This is a genomic window from Pantoea sp. X-Soil-TKNS-1211, assembly GCF_059730495.1.
Map to the genome: position 1 here is coordinate 250,057 of NZ_AP035956.1, position 19,249 is coordinate 269,305.

The window sequence follows — 19,249 nt, forward strand, 5'->3', positions numbered from 1 at the left end:
ATGCAGCGTCGACGCGCTGCATCCGGGGATCGATTAGATGAGGCTGGCGCGTACCCTTACCGGTGCGATATCGGTAAACTGTCCGACGTCTGCCATAACCGCCGTGGCTTCCGGAGAAGAAAAAGAAGCCTCGATAGCGGATTCATCACGGAAAATGCATTCGCAAATAGCGATGGTTCCAGGTTGTTGTAGCGCCGGATAAAAAGCTGCGACGCTGAGCAGGCCATAGCGGGCAAATGACGCCGTCACCAGAGCCAGGTGTTTGCTGTTGTAGTACTCACGGTCAAAACGGGACTCCGGACTCCCCTGATATGTCACGTATAGGGTTACTGATTTCATGGTTATCTCCTGATTAAGGCACGCTGAGGAATTTGATCACGGCCGCGTTCAACGCTGCGGGGCACTCTTCAGGCAACCAGTGCCCACAGCCTGGCATGACCAGCCCGGTTACGTGGTTTGCGAAGTGGCGAACTTGTTTGATCTGGAACTCGCCCATCCCGCCGTGACCACCGCCACCAATGGCAAGCACCGGCACGGTTATGGGGGTGCGGGACAGTATTTTGTTGTCCTCAACGTCCTGATTCAGCACGCGGTAATATTCAAATGCCGCATGCAGGCTGTGTGGCTTGGCGTATGAACGCGCATATAAATCAAGAAGTTGAGGGGTAAATACCGACTGATTAGTGGCGTGTTCTTTAATGAAGTGAGCGAAAAACACCGGCTCTTTCCCGGCAATCAGGGTTTCAGCAAGATTATTCTTCGCAGCGAAAAAGCTGAAATGCCAGACCAGCGATTCACCTTGTGGGGTAAATGCCGGAAAGGTGTAGATGCTCTCATCCGGGATCGGCGCTTCCATAAAGACGACCCGGCGCAGATCGCGCTGGTTTTTAACAACCAGCGGATAAGTATTCCAGTTGCCGATATCGTGCGAGACCAGATCAAATGGCTTACCCGCGCTGAATTGCAGCGCCAGCTTGTACAGCAAGGGTGCAACATCGGTGGCCCGATAAGAACGAGGAACGTCTGACTGACCCAGTCCGGGCAGATCCGGAGCGACAACCGTGTGGTTTTTGACTAACTCAGGCATTAACTGGTGCCATTCATACCAGGTCTGCCCAAAACCATGCACCAGATAAACCAGTGGTCCCTGCCCTCCTTTCACATAGTGAAGACGCACGCCATCAACCACCTGATATTGACTGCTGAAGCCCGCAGGCATGGGGAATTCATCCGCAGCAACTGCCGGGATTCCGGCGCACAGCGTAAGCAGCAGAGCCAGAGACGAAATGATCCTGTTTAGCATCGTTTTTCCTGTCTAAAGAAATGAAATGATGAATGGTTGGTGTTTAATGCCCTGGCCGGACACCTGCTTTGAAGCCCTGTTTATCCGCCCGCCATGTGATAAGGAATGCGATGATCAGCAACAGGATAAGTGCGGGTGGAAATGCCTGTGCGCCCCAGTTTTTCAGCAGAATTCCGCCTGCAACACCGCCGAGGGCAATCGCGCCATTCCAGGCCACCACATTCATCGAAAGTGCGATATCTGCACCCTCGCCCGCCGTATCGGCCAGCGCGGTTTGTAGCAGCGTTGCTGCCCCACCGAAGGTGAAGCCCCATATCGCCACACCGGCATAGATCACCGCCGGAATCTGCGAAAAGGCCATGAAGGCCGCAGAGACCAGGGCGAAGATGGCAAGACTACTCAGCACGCAGGTACGCAGATGGCGATCCACCAGGCGTCCTGTCACTGCTATCGCCAGCAAAGCAGCGAGTCCAAATGTGAGCAGAATGATATCTGTCTGTGAAGCGAGACCGGCCAAATCAAGGAAAGGCGCGATGTAGGTATAAAGAATGTTGTGAGCCAGCATCCAGGCGATAACCACGCTGAGGACCGGGCGTACACCTTTAGTAGTCAACACCCGCAGCAGAGGCTGGCGTTCGTGGCGTGACTGTCCCGGATAATCAGGTACGCTGGTCAGCACCCATATCACCAGGATAAGGGTCAGGGCAGAGATTCCGGCAAAGGCACTTCTCCAGCCGGTTATCCCGCCCAGCCATGTCCCTAGTGGCAGGCCCAGTGAAAGTGCGACCGGGGTTCCGACCATGGCAATCGCCATCGCTTTACCCTGCTGGTGGATGGCAACCATACGGCGCGCATACCCGGCCAGCAAACTCCACGACAGCCCCGCCGCTACGCCAGCAAAGAATCGCGCCGTGAGAGTGAGCCAGTAGTTTGAGGACAGCGCAGTAACCGAGTTGAAAATGAAAAAACCTGCGATAGCGAGCAACAGAACGTTTCTGCGTCGCCAGCTTTGCGTGGCGATGGTTAGTGGTATTGCAGCCAGCAACGAACCAAGTGCATAAGCGGTTACCGTCTGCCCCGCCAGGGAAGCTGAAATACCCAGACCTGACGCGATTTGGGGCAGCAACCCGGCTGGTAAGGTTTCCGTGATGATGCAGATGAAACCGGTCATCGCCAGTGCCAACAGCGCGGAAACCGGCAGCTTCTGTGTTGACACGTTTTCATCCGAGTTTGTAAAGGTGATCTGTTTCTCCATAATCCTTTAGCGCCTTTTTATACCAATCGGTACATATTTATGTGTGAGCATTCTCCCCTGCGACAGCGATTGTAAATACAGGGTTTTCTTTTGTGTATCGATCGTTACATTAGTGGGCAGAAATTTCTTTGTCAACGATATATGTATCGATTAGTATGTTATTCATTGTTTCGCGTGTGACAGGAGAGAGATATGGCGACCATGGGCCGACCAAGAACATTTGACAGGGATAAGGCAATCGAAGATGCCATGTTTCTTTTCTGGCAGTATGGCTATGAATCAACGTCACTTGCCCAACTGAAGTCAGGGATCAATAACGGCATTTCGGCACCCAGCTTCTATGCAGCTTTTGGCTCAAAAGAAGCGTTGTTCCGCGAGTGCGTCCAGCGTTATATCTCCAGCTATGGTCAGGTGACGGAATTCTTATGGGATACCAACCTGTCCCCGCGCGAGGCGTTAGAAACCACACTGCGCCGCTCAGCGAAGATGCAGTGTGAGCCGGGGCACCCAACGGGTTGTATGGTGGGACTGGGTGTAATGAGCGCCCCTTCTGCTGAGAATGCTGCGGTCGCTGCGCCGTTAACACGCTCACGTGACCGCACCCGGGCAGGGATGGCCGCGACGATTGCGCGTGGTGTTGCGAGCGGACAGCTTTCTCAACACGCGAATGTTGATGCGCTGGCAACGATGTTCAGTACCTTTCTGTTTGGTATTTCAATTCAGGCACGGGATGGCGTCAGTATTGATGAGCTGAACAGCGCTATCACGCAGATGATGCAAATTTGGGATGGCAATTAAGACGTTCATCTTCCCACCTTATGCGGTGTTAACAGTGAAACCGTGACCTTTCTCATTATCACCTTTGCTTTCTTGCCAGGCGGCAATCCCCTCTGTCAGTAGTGACAAGGTGGGCGAATGATGACTTTTTTAGACTGCATACAGCGTGACATCGCCGCCGATTCAGACTGTTATCAATAATGACATCGCGCCCCGCTCATAAAGAAGGGGTGAACTCTGCCACCTGAACACCATCCCCTACGAATTTCCCGTTACAGAAAGCCAAAGCTTCTGCAAGGTGAAAGACGGTGGGAACTCACTCAATTATGTGGAGTAAAAACAATGAAAATAAAACTAAGCTTGAGTCTCACCATTGCCGCCCTGGCGCTGTCCGGTTCTGCTTTAGCTGAAGTTAAAATCGCACTCGTCGCAAAATCATTAGGAAATGGTTTCTTCGAAGCGGCTAACGTTGGCGCACAGGAAGCGGCCAAAGAGTTAGGTGATGTCAAAGTTATTTATACCGGCCCGACTACGACCACCGCCGAAGCCCAGATAGAGGTTGTCAATGGCCTCATCGCCCAGGGGGTGGATGCAATAGCCATTTCCGCCAACGATCCTGACGCTTTAGTGCCAGTGCTGAAAAAAGCGATGCAACGCGGCATTAAAGTGGTGTCCTGGGATTCTGGCGTCGCCCCGGCTGGCCGCCAAATCCATCTGAATCCGTCTAATAACGCATTGATTGGTGAGACCAATGTCAAACTGGCAGCCGATGCGCTAAAAGCCCTGAATGTTGAAAAAGGTAATGTCGCTATTTTGAGTGCCACGCCGACCTCGACAAATCAGAATATCTGGATTGATGAGATGAAAAAAGTGATGCCACACTACCCCTCAATCAACCTGGTGACTGTTGCTTATGGCGACGATCTTTCTGATAAGAGCTATCGGGAAGCTGTGGGTCTGCTGAAATCGAACCCGGATCTTAAGGTTATCATCTCTCCTTCATCAGTGGGTATTGTCGCGGCTGCGCAGGCGGTCAAAGATCAGGGGGACATTGGTAAGGTATATGTAACCGGCCTTGGGTTGCCGTCGGAAATGGCTGGGGCAATAAAATCTGGAGCCAGTAAAAGTTTCGCCATCTGGAACCCCATTGATCTTGGTTATGCCGCCACTTATCTGGCCAATGATTTAGTCAAAGGGACGGCGACGAAAACCGAAGCCGATATGGGGAAACTGGGCAAACTCAAGCTGGATGCAGACGGTAGCGGGGCGATGGCCAAGCCGTTTATCTACGATGCCAGCAACATCGATAAGTTCTCAAAGATTTTCTAATCACCTGCCCCTGCCGGTTTATTTCGGTTCAGGGGCATTTTTGGATATTTATCATGAACTCATCCACTCCGTTGCTCTCACTAAAGGGTATCACCAAGATCTTTCCTGGTGTGCGCGCGCTTGAGAACGTTCAGCTCGACCTCTGGCCTGGCAAAGTCACCGCTTTAATCGGTGAAAATGGTGCCGGTAAATCAACGCTGGTCAAAGTGATGACCGGTATTTATCAACCCGAAGAGGGCGAAATTCTTTATAAAGCAATCCCCATTCAGCTCGCGACCCCGGAAGCCGCCCATAAGGTGGGGATTACGGCAATCCATCAGGAAACCGTGCTGTTTGACGAACTCTCGGTTACGGAGAATATTTTTGTCGGCCAGTATCTGTATAAGGGCCTGTTTAAGAAACTCGACTGGCGCGCGATGGACCATAAAGCCCGTGAAATCCTTGACCGGCTTGAAGTGCAAATAGATCCGCGTGCAACACTGAAAACACTGAGTATCGCCCAACGTCATATGGTTGCAATCGCCCGTGCTCTCTCTTTTGATGCGCAGGTGGTGATCCTCGATGAACCCACCGCGGCACTTTCCCGACACGAGATTTCCGAGTTTTATCAAATCGTTGAGCGTCTGAAGCAAGACGGGAAGGCTATCCTGTTTATCTCGCATAAGTTCGACGAAATCTTCGCACTCGCAGATTATTACACCATCCTGCGTGACGGTGTATACGTCAGCTCCGGCGCTATTCAAGACATCACCGAAGAACAGATGGTCTCGATGATGGTCGGCCGTACTATTACGCAAACCTATCCGAAAATCACCTGCATGCCAGGTGAAACGGTGCTGGAGGTAAAAAACCTCTGTCATCCAACGGAATTCGCACATATCAGCTTTACCCTGCGCAAGGGGGAAATCCTTGGCTTTTATGGTCTGGTCGGTGCCGGACGCACTGAGCTGATGCAGGCGCTCTCAGGGGTAACCCATCCCTCGGCAGGTGAGATCGTACTTAAGGGGCAAAGAAGGCACTTTCGACAGCCTGCCGACGCGATTAATGCCGGAATTGTCTGCGTGCCGGAGGAACGACAGAAACAGGGGGCGATCACAGCCCTGTCGATTGCGCAGAACATCAGTTTGCCGCAATTACATAAGTTGAATCCCAATGGCGTACTGGACGCTGAGCGTGAATGGCGGCTGGCGGACCAGTACGCATCGCGTTTGCAGGTTAAAGCGTCCAGCTGGCGGCAAACGGTGGAGACGCTCTCAGGCGGCAATCAACAAAAGGTGGTGATCGGCAAATGGCTGGCGACCCACCCGGAGGTGATAATTCTTGATGAACCAACGAAAGGCATTGATATCGGCTCAAAAGCGGCGGTACACCAGTTTATGTCCGAGCTGGTCAGCCAGGGGTTGGCGGTCATTATGGTCTCTTCAGAGTTGCCTGAGGTGATGGGAATGGCTGACCGGATAATCGTGATGCATGAAGGATTGGTAGCAGCAGAGTATCGCGCCGGAGAAGCCACAGCGGAAACCATCGTCAGCGCCGCCAGTGGCTTGAATCAGGAGGTAGCGTGATGTGGCGACATTGGATGAAACATCGTGAAGCATTGCTGGCGGCGGTCATCATCCTGATGATCGCCGCTATTGGTAGTCGGATACCGGCATTTATTGCGCCGGGCAATCTGGTGGAGATCTTTAATGACACCTCGATTCTGATCATTCTCGCTCTCGGTCAGATGCTGGTGCTCTTGACGAAAGGTATCGATCTGTCGATGGCCGCTAACCTTGCGTTAACGGGCATGATCGTTGCCATGCTTAACGCTCACTATCCAGGCATTCCGGTATGGGCGTTGCTGCTGCTGGCGACCCTGCTTGGCCTGCTGATGGGGGTGATTAACGGCCTGATGGTCTGGCGGTTGGGCATTCCGGCTATTGTGGTCACACTTGGCACCATGAGCATTTATCGCGGTATCATTTTCCTGCTTTCTAACGGTGGTTGGATCAACTCATACCAGATGAGTGCCGATTTCCTCGGTTTGCCGCGCACTGTGCTGTCAGGACTCCCGATACTGAGTTGGATCGCCATCGCCGCACTCGTGCTGTTGGGTTATTTTTTACGTTACAGCCGTACCGGCCGGGCGCTTTACGCCGCTGGGGGCAACGCCACGGCGGCGTATTACACAGGGATTAACGCCGGAAAAATGCAGTTTATCAGCTTCTGCCTTTCCGGGGCGCTGGCGGGCTTCTGCGGCTATTTGTGGGTCTCACGCTTTGCCGTTGCCTACGTTGATGCGGCGAATGGCTTTGAACTACAAATCGTTGCTGCCTGTGTGATCGGTGGTATTAGCACCATGGGGGGCATTGGTCGCGTGGCGGGTTGTGTGTGTGGCGCATTGTTCCTTGGCGTAATCAATAATGCGTTGCCGGTGATTGGCATCTCGCCATTCTGGCAAATGGCGATCTCTGGCGCGGTTATCGTGATTGCAGTCTTACTTAACGAACGTGGCAATAAAAACCAGGGACGGTTAATCCTACGCAACGTTGCGTTAGCACGACAAAAACTGACGGTGAAATCATGAGCAAAATGATGATGTCCGAAGAGATGAAAAGCACACCGATTACGTCGTCTCCGCTGCGCCGCCTGCTGTGTTGGGAGGGATTCTTGCTGGCGGTCACTCTCGCGGTATTCGCGGTCAACGCCCTGGCTTCGCCCTATTTCCTCAATATCTGGAACCTGTCGGACGCGACATTTAACTTTACGGAAAAGGCGATCATCGTATTGCCGATGGCGATGCTGATTATCGCCAGGGAAATTGATCTTTCGGTGGCTTCAACGATGGCACTCAGTTCAACGGCGATGGGTTTCTGCGCTGCGGCGGGTATGGATACACCGCTGCTGGTCATCGTTGGTCTTGGTGTGGGTCTGCTGTGTGGCTTGTTCAACGGCATTCTGGTGACGCGTTTTAATTTGTCATCGATCGTCATTACCATCGGCACGATGAGCCTGTATCGCGGGATTGCCTATATCCTGCTGGGTGACAAGGCACTTAACAGTTACCCTGCCAGCTTCGCCTGGTTCGGCCAGGGATATGTGTGGGGGGCGCTTTCTTTCGAGTTTGCGCTGTTTATCCTCCTTGCCATTGCCTTTACCTTTCTGTTGCACAAGACCAATTTTGGTCGCCGTACTTACGCGATTGGCAATAACCCCACAGGTGCCTGGTTTTCCGGGATCAATGTGAAGCGTCACAATCTCATACTCTTCGCGCTGGTGGGATTGATGGCGGGGTTGGCGGCGGTATTACTGACGTCTCGGCTTGGCAGTACACGACCAACGCTGGCAATGGGGTGGGAGCTGGCTGCCGTCACTATGGCGGTGCTCGGCGGTGTCAATATTCTCGGTGGTTCCGGTAGCATGGGCGGGGTGATTATCGCCGCCTTCCTGATGGGACTTGTGACATTTGGTCTGAGTCTGCTGAATGTTCCGGGCATCGTGATGTCAATTATCATTGGCGTGATGCTGATTGTGGTGATTTCGCTCCCCATTATTGCCAGAAAGGTGATCAATCGACGATCGATTTAGCCATAGCTGGCGACGTTGCAAAACCCTCGCCCTTACGGGCGGGGATTTAATGACTGTAAATGGCAAAAACATTGGAAACTGGTAGTGGCCTGTTGACCAAAGCCAGTAGCCGATGGGTGCCAGGATGATTTCTTGATAATCAAAGCCCTATCTTAAACAGCTAACCTAATATAATTGTATTTATATTAGGTCAGGACAGCGCCATTGAAAGCCTGTATCATGAGGATCCGCCTCAGATCCTCGGGTAAAAACTCGCATGAGACCTGGAGAACAGAAAAAAAGCATAAAAAACAGGCGCTGGTACGTGAAATCTGACGCATAACTCCCCTGCTCTTTTGACAGATTTTACGTAGCGCGATCTCCTTCTTAACGGACGAAAATTAAGCAAAAATGACCGAGATGATCGTGGCCAATCCGCTGCTCGCGCAGTTCAGCGCCCCCGACGATATTTCAGCAAAGCTGGCTTCCTTCGTCCGTGATCGTGAGGCTTTCTCTTCCAACACTTGGCGGCAGCTGCTCAGCGTCATGCGGATCTGCTGGAGATGGGCCGAAGAAAACCACCGCTCTTTTCTACCCATGACAGCGGAAGACCTCCGGGATTATCTGTTGCATTTGCAGTCTATCGGGCGGGCGTCTTCCACCATCTCAACGCATGCTGCACTTATATCAATGTTACACCGTAACGCCGGGCTGGTGCCGCCTAACGTTTCTCCCGACGTTTTCCGTGTGGTGAAGAAAATAAATCGCGCTGCGGTGATCGCGGGTGAGCGTACCGGGCAGGCCGTCCCCTTCTGCCGACAGGATCTGAAAAAACTCGATGCAGCCTGGCAGGGTTCACCTCGGTTGCAGCAGTTGCGCGATCTTGCCTTTATGCATGTGGCCTACAGTACGCTGCTTCGTCTCAGTGAGTTATCACGCCTGCGGGTACGCGATATTTCCCGCGCGACTGACGGCCGAATTATTCTGGACGTAGCCTGGACAAAAACCATCGTTCAGTCTGGTGGCATCGTGAAGGCGTTGAGTACACAGTCCAGCCAGCGGCTGACCGATTGGATCGTCGCGGCCGGACTGACCGGTCAACCGGATGCTATTATTTTTTGTCCTGTCCATCGTTCTAACCGGATGACGAAACCAATTTTTTCACCGATGAGTACACCCTGCCTCGAGGAAATATTTCTTCGCGCCAGGGAAGCGGCGGGTGTGGCGGCCCTCAGCAGAACCAATAAAGGAAGGTATGCCGGATGGAGCGGCCACAGTGCCCGCGTCGGTGCAGCTCAGGATATGGCAAGAAAGGGGTTTTCAGTAGCGCAGATTATGCAGGAAGGCACCTGGACCCGGACAGAAACAGTCATGCGCTACATACGTATGGTTGAAGCACATAAAGGGGCGATGATCGGGCTGATGGAAGAAGACGAATGAGCCATGACAGCACTTTGTCCCATCATGTGTTGTAGGTAAATACGCTTGAGGATATGTTTAATAAACCCATTATTTTAAACATATCGCCCCAACATGTTTATGCTATCGACACGTTAAGCCTATATGTCGATAAAAACGCTTTTTTTAAACATGATAGCGTGACATGTTTATGGCATCGACATATTATGGCTATATGTCGATAAAAACGGTTTTTATAATCATATGCGCTGGAATCCCGAAATACCCTACAACAACCTTCCGGTCCTGCCTCCAGACCTCGAAAACATTGAGACACGCCGTGTTCTTAAGGCATGCATCAACGCACGTGCGGCGATCGCCGAACTGAAAACCGCAGGAGAACTGATTCCTGATCAGGGACTGCTGATAAATATCCTGCCAATGATGGAAGCAAAGGACTCTTCCCGCATTGAAAACATCGTGACAACAAGCGATCAGCTTTTTCAGTATGCGGATCGTGCAGAGAACGCTGATCCGGCCACAAAAGAAGCATTACGTTATCGTACTGCTTTGTACGATGGCTTTCTCCAGCTGGAAACGCACCCTCTTTGTACAAACACAGCGATAGCCATTTGCACCAAGCTGCGGTCTGTTCAGACGGATATCCGTAAAACACCCGGAACTGTATTGCGGGATCAAAACAACGATGTAGTGTACACGCCCCCGGTCGGTGAAACGGCAATTCGTGATTTACTGGCGAACTGGGAACGCTTCATACATGCTGAAGATGACATCGATCCGTTAATAAAAATGGCTATTTCACACTACCAATTCGAATGTATTCACCCTTTCCCCGACGGGAACGGGCGAACTGGGCGTATCGTGAATATTCTGTATCTGATTCAAACAGAATTGCTGTCATTACCCATTCTCTACCTTTCTCGATTTATCCTGGAAAGACGTGACGATTACTACACCTTATTACGTGGTGTGACCGCTGATGGCGACTGGGAATCCTGGATTCTCTTCATGCTGGAAGCGGTAGAGAAAACAGCCAGCTGGACAACGAAAAAAATAGCGATGGTTCGTGAGCTTATGGCAGAAGTAACTGAATATGTGCGCGAAAAATTGCCAAAAATATATACGCACGAACTCATGCAGGTACTCTTTGCACAGCCCTATTGCCGCATTGAAAATTTGGTTGAACGAGGCATAGCAAAACGCCAGACGGCTTCAATCTACCTTAAACAACTGGTTGAGATAGGCGTGCTGGAGGAGATAAGTTTGGGGCGAGAGAGGTTATATCTCAACACCCGGTTATTGACCGAGTTAAACCAGTAAACTGCAATTAACAGCGAACGTCTTCATTACCTCGTTAACTTGAAGGTTATCTTCCATATATTTTTTGAGGTCTCCTCAATACCGGTACGTCAGTGCCGGTAATGCAACAAATTAATGAATAAAATTCATAATCCCTATCCCGTTACCTGACATTATCTCACCGCTTAAACCCGTTAACATGCACCTCTCTCTTTGTCTTCAGACGGGTCACCATGCTTAATTTACAGGCACGAACGCAGTCAGCGATGGTTAACAAAAGCAGCCTGACATTTGTTCTTATTCTCAGCGCATTGATGGCTGTTACCTCCTTATCAACGGATATCTATCTTCCCGCCATGCCCCTGATGGCAAAGGATTTGCAGGGCGATGCGGAACTCACCATCACAGGATTTTTAATTGGCTTTAGCATTGCACAGTTGATTTGGGGACCGATTAGCGATCGCTACGGACGCCGCCTGCCGCTATTCATCGGTATGGTGTTATTCGTGATAGGTTCTGTGGGCTGTGCGTTATCAACCGATATTGTGCAGATCGTCTTCTGGCGCGTCTTTCAGGCGTTAGGTGCCTGTACCGGTCCCATGCTGGCGCGTGCGATGATTCGCGATCTGTTTAGTCGCACGCGTGCTGCGCAAATGCTCTCGACCCTGATGATCATCATGGCAATAGCACCGATTGCCGGGCCGCTACTGGGCGGACAAATGATTAAGGTCACGTCGTGGCATGCCATTTTCTGGCTGCTGGCACTGATCGGCACGTTGATGTTGTTTTCGTTATTCTGGCTACCAGAAACGTTAGCTGAAGATAAGCGTTCAGCAGCGTCCGTATCCAGTGCCTTTGGCAACTACTACGCCTTACTGACGAATGGCAAGTACATGCGTTTTACGCTTTGCCTGACGTTCTACTACATTGCCGCTTATGCCTTTATCACCGGATCCCCGTTTGTTTACATCACCTGGTTTGGTGTGGACCCACAGCATTACGGGTGGCTGTTTGCCGTTAATATCGTTGGATTGATGGCGGTGAGCATGGTGAACCGACGCCTGGTTCACCGCTTTCCACTGGAAGCCTTACTGAAAATTGCCGTATCCGTGGCAACTCTTGCCGCCATAGTGCTTGCCGTCGCAACTGGATTGGGTATTGGCGGGATGGGCATGATTGTGGGGAGCGTGTTTGTCTTCTTCTCCATGAATGGCATCATCGCCGCAACGTCTACGGCATGCGCGCTCGATGCGGTTCCCAATGTTGCAGGCTCGGCATCGGCGTTGATGGGGTCGCTTCAGTACGGCAGTGGCATTGTCTCTTCACTATTACTGGCGCTGTTTAGCGATGGCACACCCTGGACTATGGGCTGGATCATTGCTGTGTTTACGCTAGCCAGCGCCTTGATAGTACTGACGATTCAGGTGAAAAAATAACGTTTATTACTGCGCCCCGTTAAATTTAATTTATGAATTTAATTCATAGAGTCTATTCGGCAGGCGCAATTATCTTTTGAACCTGCCAGGTTAATCTGCCTGTTAATCCGTAGCGGCGCGATTTATCGCGCTATTTACAACCCGCGCGATAAATCGCGCCGCTACGAGGACATAAAGGCTTCAGGTTTTAAATATTCTTATCGAAGAAGGTATCTAACTTGCTCATCGCCTGGTCAACGTAGCGTGGCACCCAATAGGTTTCTATATGGGTGGCACCCTCGATCAGGAACAGTTCTTTATTCCTGGTACCCGTGGCCATTTTGAAGGCACTTTCGGTCATATAACGCGAGTCCGCTTTAGTACCGGCCATCATTAACAGTGGCTGATTGATCAGGTCCATATTGCTTTGCGCATCAAAACGCATCAAATCGAGCAGGCTGCTGGTGGTATAGCGGAATGTTGAGTTCGGGTGAGCATGGGTTTTCCAGTAGTACTCGTAGCCCTGACGGTAGAGATCGAACGGCAGTTTCGCGATCTGGTCATCTGTCAGGTTAGCATCGCCGGAATAACTGACTTCACCGGCTGCGGCTTCTTTCGCGCGCGCATCGCTGGCCTGTTGCAGACGCGCCTGAATGGTGGAGATCTGCGAGTCCTGATAACCATTGCGACGCACACGACCAGAGTCAAACATACTCAGCGTCGCCAGCGCTTTAAAACGCTTATCAGTTTGAGCGGCTTTTAATGAATAACCGCCACCACCACAGATGCCCAGCAAGCCAATGCGGGCGGTATCAACCCCAGGGTACTGGCTGATGTAGTCAGCCATGCCATGAATATCCTCGATGCGGTTAGCCGGTTTATCCACGCTACGAGGCATACCGCCACTGGCGCCTTGATAAGACGCATCGGCGGTGATGGTGATGTAGCCGTGCTCGGCCAGACGTTGCGCATACAACCCGGCAACCTGCTCTTTAACGCCGCCGTTCGGATGGGCAACCACAATCGCCGGATATTTTTTCGCGGGATCGTAATTGGCTGGTGTGTAGACATTCGCGGCAATCTGAATGCCGTGAAGATCGTATTTGACCGGATGGATATTGACCTGCCCCTGGACATTCGCGGTGATGGCACCGTCATACACGAGGGTGAACGGATTCTTTTTGTAATCAGCCGCCTGTACGGAGGCGATGCCGGCCATGGCGGTAAGCAGCATTGCATTTAACAGCGTGAATTTCATGGTATCTCCCGTTTGTCAGGCTCGTGAAAGCAAATATGCGCGGCCAGATTAGGGAGGAACGGCTGTCAGCAGGGTGACGGGTGAATAACATTTTTGTCAGGAAGCCGTCAGCGTGGTGTTGGCAAGTCAGGGGCAGAATGTCCCCATTTATGTTCAAGAGGAAAAAGCGTTATGCGCCTGTTGTTAGTCGAAGATGAAGAAAAAACATCAACCTATCTTCGTCGTGCTTTGGGCGAGTCCGGGTTCACAGTGGATGTCTCGGCGAATGGTGCTGAAGGGCTGTATTACGCGCTGGAGTTCGACTACGACGCGATCATCCTTGATGTGATGCTGCCGGGAATGGATGGCTATCGGGTACTGGAAGCTGTGCGATCCAGCAAACAGACGCCGGTGTTGATGTTATCTGCACGGGGATCGGTTGATGAACGCGTCAAAGGGCTACGGCTTGGCGCAGATGATTATCTCCCCAAACCCTTTTCGCTGATTGAGTTGGTCGCCCGCATTCAGGCGCTGGTTCGTCGCCGTTCAACCGATGGCGCGGATATCACACAACTGCATATTCATGATTTGCAGGTAGACCTGCTGTCCAGACGAGTATTTCGTGCGGATATCCGGCTGGAACTGACAGCGAAAGAGTTTGCCTTGCTGAGTCTGCTGGTCCGCCATCAGGGGGAAATTTTGTCGAAGATGATGATCGCTGAACAGGTATGGGACATGAATTTTGACAGCGACGCCAACGTGGTTGAGGTCGCGATAAAACGCCTGCGTGCCAAAGTTGATACCCCGTTTGAGGTCAGGCTACTGCATACCGTGCGCGGGATGGGGTATGTCCTTGAAGTCAGACCGGGAGATCATCATGTTTAAGCGATCCATCTCGGTACATCTGGCATTGATGTTTGCGTTATCCGCGCTGTTGATTGTCTCCGTGATTGGCATTTTGTTACGCGGCTCGTTGCATGACTCGCTGCAAAAACAGATGCACAACGAACTGTTGTTCCGGCAATCATTAATGAGTCCGTGGATCACCGCGCGAACCTCAGCGAATGACTGGTCTACGCTGGCGAATAAATTCACCGTGTTAGCCAACTCCGAGGGGGAACGCGTGCGCTACTGGATAGTCAGCGCCGACCCGCGCTTTAGTGTCGGTGGCGCGCCACCGGTGGGCGTTCAGTGGTCCTCTTTGCAGGAGGGTTTTAACAAGATGCCCGGTGCATCGGACGGCGTCTGCTCGCTTTTCCTGTTGGTCAAAACCATCCCTGCTAATGGTGAGAGGCCGGCGTTGCGCTATATCGTTGCCATCGACTCCACACCGTACATGGGCACATTGGATGCCTTCACCCGCACGCTGTTGATTATTGCCGTGGTGGGCGTGTTGATCGTTGCGTTACTGGGATATGGCGTCTCAAGAATTGGTCTGCGTCCGGTGGGCGCGCTGAGCAAGCAGGCGCAACTGCTCGCACCGGGCGATCATGGTCAACGGCTGGATACCACCGCCTTACCTGGAGAATTGCAGCAGTTGGCTGCATCATTTAACGGTGTCCTGGCGCGTCAGGAGATTGCCTGGCGGCAGCTCGAAAGCTTTAACGCGGACGTCGCGCATGAACTCCGCACGCCGCTCACCAACCTGATTGGTCAAACGCAATTGGGTCTATCACGTCGACGTTCACAGGATGAGCTGGAAGAGTTACTGGGTTCCAACCTTGAAGAACTTGAGCGGATGACATCCATCGTTAATGACATGCTGTTTCTGTCCCATGCGCACGCCGGTGAACATGCGGCTCAGCTCACGCAGGTCTCACTACGCGAAGAAACGTTGAAAACAGCAGAGTATGTCGAACCCTCATTCGCGGAAAAACAGCTTTCTCTGGCAGTACAGGGTGATGTCACGATCGATATTGATCGGCGGTTATTTCACCGTTCGCTGGCTAATCTCCTGGAGAATAGCGCAAGGCATGCGCCAGACAACAGTCAGGTGACCGTTCAGTTAAGCGAGAACAATAATCAGGCCCGTGTTGCGGTTTCCAATCCGGGTGATCCCATCGCACCGGAGCAGTTGCATCGGCTTTTTGAACGCTTTTATCGGGTTGACTCCTCTCGCACTCGCAGCGATACCCATCACGGGCTGGGCCTGTCGATCGTCCGTGCCGTGGCAATTATGCACCGGGGGGAGGTCTTTGCGCACAGTGAAGGCGGCATCAATACCTTTGGGCTGACATTCGCCAGGCAACCTGATACGGAGCGAAGCGCTATTCCACTCACGGGACGCTTCCCTGACAAAATTGTCAGGGAAGCGTCAGTCTGACGACATTTCACCCACGTTAGAATCATGGCTGGCTATCCCCTTCATCAATGAAAAGGACGCTCAACATGACCGGAAAAATACGTTACCTCGGGCTGTTACTGCCCCTCTTCACTTTTGCGTCCTCGGCGGAGACGCAAAATCTGACCCTCGCAGGCAGTCAAAGTGCGGTTTATGGCGCTGCAGACAACTTTACCGGACGAGTGCGGGTTGATCCGCTATTCAAATCCGATAAGGACATCAATGTTTCGGCGGCGTATGTCACCTTCGAGCCTGGTGCTCGCTCCGCGTGGCATACGCATCCGGCAGGCCAGCGGCTGATCGTGACCGCTGGCGTGGGGCTGACGCAGCAGGAAGGCCAACCGGTACAGATCATTCGTGCGGGTGATGTCGTGTCATGCCCGCCTGGCGTCAAACATTGGCATGGTGCCGCCGCTGGCAGTGCCATGACACACCTGGCGATAACCGGGAATGTCAATGGCAGCAACGTTAAGTGGATGGAGAAGGTGACTGATGAACAATACCACGCCCGTTAAAGTATTGACCGCAGCGGTGTTACTGATGCTGGGTTGCAGTCTCACGGTGAATGCAGCGCCCGTGGCGACCGAACAACAGGAACAGGCTGTATCACCCACGTTGTCGCCACGCCAGCAGGCCATTCCGTTGATTGCCGCGTATATGGCAACCAGCCAGATGGAAAAACTGAATGCTGCACTAAATCAGGGGCTGGACGCCGGGCTGACGGTTAACGAAATCAAAGAAATTCTGGTTCAGCTGTATGCCTACACCGGCTTTCCGCGCAGTTTAAATGCGTTAACTGCCCTGATGAAGGTGGTTGAGACGCGTCAACAACGCGGAATCCAGGATATCAAGGGTAAAGAGCCAACCACACCCATTCCGGTCGGGGATGAACTGCGACGCATTGGCATCGCTAACCAGACCAAAATCTCCGGAGCCCCCGTTCAGGGGCCATTGTTTGATTTCGCGCCGGTCATTAATCAGTACCTGCAAACCCACTTGTTCGGGGACATTTTTGCCCGTGACAACCTCGACTGGCAAAGCCGCGAACTGGCAACCGTCGGCGCATTAGCCGCCACACCCGGCGTTGAGGCGCAGTTGTTATCTCATATGCGCGCCAGCCAGCGCGTCGGCCTGACGGCAGGACAACTGCGCCAGTTGGTGCAGTTGCTGCGTGAACACGGCGAACAAGGCGCAGCCATGCGGGCTGAGCATGCGCTGCAACAGGCACGGATTGAACCGTGATCCGCAGCAACCCTTCACAGAGGAGATAACCTTGAAGACCCTTTTAACCACGCTGCTGATGTGCATCATGGTTCAGTCCGTGCAGGCCGAGCCACTCGTTATTCAGGAGCAAGGAAGTTTTGCCGCTGGTGGCAGCGTCATCACTGCCCCTGGCAAATTTGAGACGAAAAATCCGCTGGATTCTGCCGGTCAAACTTATCATGGCGATCATGCGCAAGTGTTCTACCAAATCCCGGTAAATCCCCACAAATACCCAATTGTCATGCTGCATGGCGCGGGACAGTTCTCCCGTACCTGGGAAACAACGCCGGATGGTCGCGAAGGCTTCCAGAATATTTTTCTACGTCGCGGTTTTTCAACTTATCTGGTTGATCAACCCCGTCGGGGAGGCGCCGGTCGCAGCACTGTCGCAGGCACCATCGCACCCAAGCCGGATGAGCAGATGTGGTTTAATCAGTTTCGCCTTGGCGTCTGGCCGAACTATTTTCCGGGCGTTCAGTTCTCTCATGACAAAGCGGCCCTGAATCAGTATTTCCGCCAGATGACGCCGAACACCGGGTCATTTGATGTCAATGTTATTTCTGACGCCATGTCAGCTGTGGTGGATAAATCCGGTCCGGCTATCCTCTTCACCCACTCTCAAGGTGGTGGTCCTGGCTGGTATACCGCGATGAAAAACCACAAGGTGAAAGCCATTGTGGCTTTTGAACCGGGTAGTGGCTTTGTTTTCCCCGCGCAAGAACTGCCCGCCCCAATGCCGAGCGCCTTCGATACGTTGAAAGGTGAAGCCGTGCCATTGGCACAGTTTATGGCGCTGACCAAAATCCCCATTCTGATTATTTATGGCGACAACATACCGGATAAACCGGTTGCTCTGCCCGCGCAAGACAGCTGGCGCGTCCGTCTGGCCATGGCCAGAGCCTGGCGTGATGTGGTGAATAAACACGGAGGGAATGTCACCGTGATCCATCTCCCGGAGGCCGGGATCACGGGCAATACTCACTTCCCGTTCTCCGATCTGAACAACGTGCAGATCGCGGACCTGGTCAGCCAATTCATCCGGGATAAACACCTGGAGTAGTGAACAAGCGTAGAGGTAGGATTTATTAATGAATCCTGCTAATTAACCCTAGCTGATTGCCCCCTCTAATCAGATAAATTGCGCTGCGTTATGCTTGTCACACATCACATCTGAAGGACAACCTCATGCAAACAGTAAAACTAAATAACGGTATCGAAATGCCCCTGCTGGGCTTTGGTGTATTCCAGATGACGGATGCCGCCGAGTGCGAGAAAGCGGTTATTGACGCCATCGAAACCGGTTATCGCCTGATTGATACCGCGGCATCCTACCAGAATGAAACTCAGGTCGGGAACGCGCTGAAGCAGAGTGGCATTGCCCGTAACGAACTCTTCGTCACCACCAAACTGTGGTTGCAGGACACTAATTACGCAGGCGCTAAAGCGCAGTTCGAGCGCTCATTGAATCGACTGCAACTGGACTATGTTGACCTGTATCTGATTCACCAGCCTTACGGTGATGTCCACGGTGCCTGGCGCGCTATGGAAGAACTGCAACAGGCAGGGAAGATTCGTGCGATTGGCGTGAGCAACTTCCACCCGGACCGACTGGCTGATCTTATCGCTTTCAATAAAGTAGTTCCGGCCGTAAACCAGGTTGAAGTCAACCCCTTTACCCAGCAGCTGCATGCGGCACCGTGGATGCAAAGCCGTGGTATCCAGCCTGAAGCCTGGGCACCTTTTGCCGAGGGAAGAAACGGTTTGTTCCAGCATCCTGTATTAACAGCGATCGGTAGCAAGTATGGCAAAAGCGTCGGTCAGGTGGTCCTCCGCTGGATCCTTCAGCGCGGCATCGTTTCGCTGGCTAAATCAGTGCGCAAAGCGCGGATGGAAGAAAATATCAATATCCTCGATTTCGCGCTGAGTGATGAAGACATGCTGCAAATTACCGCGCTCGATACGGCAACCAGCGCATTTTTCTCCCATCGTGACCCCGCGATGGTGGAATGGCTGACTGGCCGCAAACTCGACGTTTAAGTCTCAAGCGTAGCGGCGCGATTTA

18 protein-coding genes are annotated in these 19,249 nt (G+C 52.4%); 14 read left to right on the plus strand and 4 right to left on the minus strand.

Annotation, left to right across the window (positions count from 1 at the left end; translation table 11 throughout):
* Window positions 1–33 precede the first annotated feature (33 nt).
* Genes AC6I8W_RS25970 through AC6I8W_RS25980 form a run of 3 tightly spaced genes read right to left on the minus strand, consistent with a single transcriptional unit; the run spans window position 34 to window position 2,558 of the window.
* The gene (locus AC6I8W_RS25970) at window positions 34–339 is read right to left on the minus strand and encodes an EthD family reductase (protein WP_497839144.1); all 306 of its coding nucleotides are present in this window, start codon (window positions 337–339) and stop codon (window positions 34–36) included.
* A 13-nt stretch (window positions 340–352) separates the two neighbouring features.
* Entirely contained in the window at window positions 353–1,303 is a 951-nt protein-coding gene (locus AC6I8W_RS25975) for an alpha/beta fold hydrolase (protein WP_497839145.1), read from the minus strand.
* Window positions 1,304–1,346: 43 nt separating this feature from the next.
* The gene (locus AC6I8W_RS25980; protein WP_497839146.1) at window positions 1,347–2,558 is read right to left on the minus strand and encodes an MFS transporter; all 1,212 of its coding nucleotides are present in this window, start codon (window positions 2,556–2,558) and stop codon (window positions 1,347–1,349) included.
* Window positions 2,559–2,750: 192 nt separating this feature from the next.
* Between AC6I8W_RS25980 and AC6I8W_RS25985 the strand changes: the two genes are divergently transcribed.
* The 8 genes from AC6I8W_RS25985 to AC6I8W_RS26020 all read left to right on the plus strand — a co-directional run bounded on the left by AC6I8W_RS25985 (window position 2,751) and on the right by AC6I8W_RS26020 (window position 12,367).
* A complete protein-coding gene (locus AC6I8W_RS25985; RefSeq protein WP_497839147.1) occupies window positions 2,751–3,356 on the plus strand; it encodes a TetR/AcrR family transcriptional regulator in 606 nt (201 codons plus the stop codon).
* Window positions 3,357–3,677: 321 nt separating this feature from the next.
* Window positions 3,678–4,664 carry a rhamnose ABC transporter substrate-binding protein gene (rhaS, locus tag AC6I8W_RS25990; RefSeq protein ID WP_497839148.1) on the plus strand — a complete coding sequence of 329 codons (987 nt, stop codon included), beginning with the start codon at window positions 3,678–3,680 and terminating at the stop codon, window positions 4,662–4,664.
* A 53-nt stretch (window positions 4,665–4,717) separates the two neighbouring features.
* Window positions 4,718–6,229 (plus strand): sugar ABC transporter ATP-binding protein, encoded by a 1,512-nt coding sequence (locus AC6I8W_RS25995; protein WP_497839149.1) that lies wholly within the window; start codon window positions 4,718–4,720, stop codon window positions 6,227–6,229.
* A complete protein-coding gene (locus tag AC6I8W_RS26000) occupies window positions 6,229–7,233 on the plus strand; it encodes an ABC transporter permease (protein WP_497839386.1) in 1,005 nt (334 codons plus the stop codon). The genes AC6I8W_RS25995 and AC6I8W_RS26000 overlap by 1 nt, the downstream gene beginning before the upstream one ends.
* The gene (locus AC6I8W_RS26005) at window positions 7,230–8,234 is read left to right on the plus strand and encodes an ABC transporter permease (RefSeq protein ID WP_497839150.1); all 1,005 of its coding nucleotides are present in this window, start codon (window positions 7,230–7,232) and stop codon (window positions 8,232–8,234) included. The genes AC6I8W_RS26000 and AC6I8W_RS26005 overlap by 4 nt, the downstream gene beginning before the upstream one ends.
* 390 nt (window positions 8,235–8,624) lie before the next feature.
* Complete coding sequence (locus AC6I8W_RS26010; RefSeq protein ID WP_497839151.1) at window positions 8,625–9,653, plus strand: tyrosine-type recombinase/integrase; 1,029 nt, start codon at window positions 8,625–8,627, stop codon at window positions 9,651–9,653.
* A 222-nt stretch (window positions 9,654–9,875) separates the two neighbouring features.
* Window positions 9,876–10,952, plus strand: coding sequence for a protein adenylyltransferase Fic (fic, locus tag AC6I8W_RS26015; RefSeq protein WP_497839152.1), 1,077 nt, complete (start codon window positions 9,876–9,878; stop codon window positions 10,950–10,952).
* A gap of 212 nt (window positions 10,953–11,164) precedes the next feature.
* Window positions 11,165–12,367, plus strand: coding sequence for a multidrug effflux MFS transporter (locus AC6I8W_RS26020; protein WP_497839153.1), 1,203 nt, complete (start codon window positions 11,165–11,167; stop codon window positions 12,365–12,367).
* A 187-nt stretch (window positions 12,368–12,554) separates the two neighbouring features.
* On the opposite strand, the gene AC6I8W_RS26025 is transcribed toward AC6I8W_RS26020, so the two are convergent.
* On the minus strand, window positions 12,555–13,604 hold the full coding sequence (locus AC6I8W_RS26025) for an alpha/beta hydrolase (RefSeq protein WP_497839154.1): 1,050 nt from the start codon (window positions 13,602–13,604) through the stop codon (window positions 12,555–12,557).
* Between the two features lie 171 nt (window positions 13,605–13,775).
* Between AC6I8W_RS26025 and AC6I8W_RS26030 the strand changes: the two genes are divergently transcribed.
* From AC6I8W_RS26030 to AC6I8W_RS26055, 6 genes are all read left to right on the plus strand, one after another.
* Window positions 13,776–14,468, plus strand: a complete 693-nt coding sequence (locus tag AC6I8W_RS26030) for a heavy metal response regulator transcription factor (RefSeq protein WP_497839155.1) — start codon at window positions 13,776–13,778, stop codon at window positions 14,466–14,468.
* Window positions 14,461–15,906 (plus strand): heavy metal sensor histidine kinase, encoded by a 1,446-nt coding sequence (locus AC6I8W_RS26035; protein ID WP_497839156.1) that lies wholly within the window; start codon window positions 14,461–14,463, stop codon window positions 15,904–15,906. The genes AC6I8W_RS26030 and AC6I8W_RS26035 overlap by 8 nt, the downstream gene beginning before the upstream one ends.
* A 65-nt stretch (window positions 15,907–15,971) precedes the next feature.
* Window positions 15,972–16,439, plus strand: a complete 468-nt coding sequence (locus AC6I8W_RS26040; RefSeq protein WP_497839157.1) for a (R)-mandelonitrile lyase — start codon at window positions 15,972–15,974, stop codon at window positions 16,437–16,439.
* A complete protein-coding gene (locus AC6I8W_RS26045) occupies window positions 16,417–17,166 on the plus strand; it encodes a carboxymuconolactone decarboxylase family protein (protein ID WP_497839158.1) in 750 nt (249 codons plus the stop codon). Before AC6I8W_RS26040 ends, AC6I8W_RS26045 begins: the two co-directional genes overlap by 23 nt.
* A 31-nt stretch (window positions 17,167–17,197) precedes the next feature.
* Complete coding sequence (locus AC6I8W_RS26050; protein WP_497839159.1) at window positions 17,198–18,247, plus strand: alpha/beta hydrolase; 1,050 nt, start codon at window positions 17,198–17,200, stop codon at window positions 18,245–18,247.
* A gap of 125 nt (window positions 18,248–18,372) precedes the next feature.
* The gene (locus tag AC6I8W_RS26055; RefSeq protein WP_497839160.1) at window positions 18,373–19,224 is read left to right on the plus strand and encodes an aldo/keto reductase; all 852 of its coding nucleotides are present in this window, start codon (window positions 18,373–18,375) and stop codon (window positions 19,222–19,224) included.
* Window positions 19,225–19,249 lie beyond the last annotated feature (25 nt).

What these genes read in the sequence shown, in the direction of transcription:
- AC6I8W_RS25970 (WP_497839144.1), bottom strand. Translation starts at nt 339, where the DNA reads ATGAAATCAGTAACCCTATACGTGACATATCAGGGGAGTCCGGAGTCC.
- AC6I8W_RS25975 (WP_497839145.1), bottom strand. Translation starts at nt 1,303, where the DNA reads ATGCTAAACAGGATCATTTCGTCTCTGGCTCTGCTGCTTACGCTGTGC.
- AC6I8W_RS25980 (WP_497839146.1), bottom strand. Translation starts at nt 2,558, where the DNA reads ATGGAGAAACAGATCACCTTTACAAACTCGGATGAAAACGTGTCAACA.
- AC6I8W_RS25985 (WP_497839147.1), top strand. Translation starts at nt 2,751, where the DNA reads ATGGCGACCATGGGCCGACCAAGAACATTTGACAGGGATAAGGCAATC.
- rhaS (WP_497839148.1), top strand. Translation starts at nt 3,678, where the DNA reads ATGAAAATAAAACTAAGCTTGAGTCTCACCATTGCCGCCCTGGCGCTG.
- AC6I8W_RS25995 (WP_497839149.1), top strand. Translation starts at nt 4,718, where the DNA reads ATGAACTCATCCACTCCGTTGCTCTCACTAAAGGGTATCACCAAGATC.
- AC6I8W_RS26000 (WP_497839386.1), top strand. Translation starts at nt 6,229, where the DNA reads ATGTGGCGACATTGGATGAAACATCGTGAAGCATTGCTGGCGGCGGTC.
- AC6I8W_RS26005 (WP_497839150.1), top strand. Translation starts at nt 7,230, where the DNA reads ATGAGCAAAATGATGATGTCCGAAGAGATGAAAAGCACACCGATTACG.
- AC6I8W_RS26010 (WP_497839151.1), top strand. Translation starts at nt 8,625, where the DNA reads ATGACCGAGATGATCGTGGCCAATCCGCTGCTCGCGCAGTTCAGCGCC.
- fic (WP_497839152.1), top strand. Translation starts at nt 9,876, where the DNA reads ATGCGCTGGAATCCCGAAATACCCTACAACAACCTTCCGGTCCTGCCT.
- AC6I8W_RS26020 (WP_497839153.1), top strand. Translation starts at nt 11,165, where the DNA reads ATGCTTAATTTACAGGCACGAACGCAGTCAGCGATGGTTAACAAAAGC.
- AC6I8W_RS26025 (WP_497839154.1), bottom strand. Translation starts at nt 13,604, where the DNA reads ATGAAATTCACGCTGTTAAATGCAATGCTGCTTACCGCCATGGCCGGC.
- AC6I8W_RS26030 (WP_497839155.1), top strand. Translation starts at nt 13,776, where the DNA reads ATGCGCCTGTTGTTAGTCGAAGATGAAGAAAAAACATCAACCTATCTT.
- AC6I8W_RS26035 (WP_497839156.1), top strand. Translation starts at nt 14,461, where the DNA reads ATGTTTAAGCGATCCATCTCGGTACATCTGGCATTGATGTTTGCGTTA.
- AC6I8W_RS26040 (WP_497839157.1), top strand. Translation starts at nt 15,972, where the DNA reads ATGACCGGAAAAATACGTTACCTCGGGCTGTTACTGCCCCTCTTCACT.
- AC6I8W_RS26045 (WP_497839158.1), top strand. Translation starts at nt 16,417, where the DNA reads ATGAACAATACCACGCCCGTTAAAGTATTGACCGCAGCGGTGTTACTG.
- AC6I8W_RS26055 (WP_497839160.1), top strand. Translation starts at nt 18,373, where the DNA reads ATGCAAACAGTAAAACTAAATAACGGTATCGAAATGCCCCTGCTGGGC.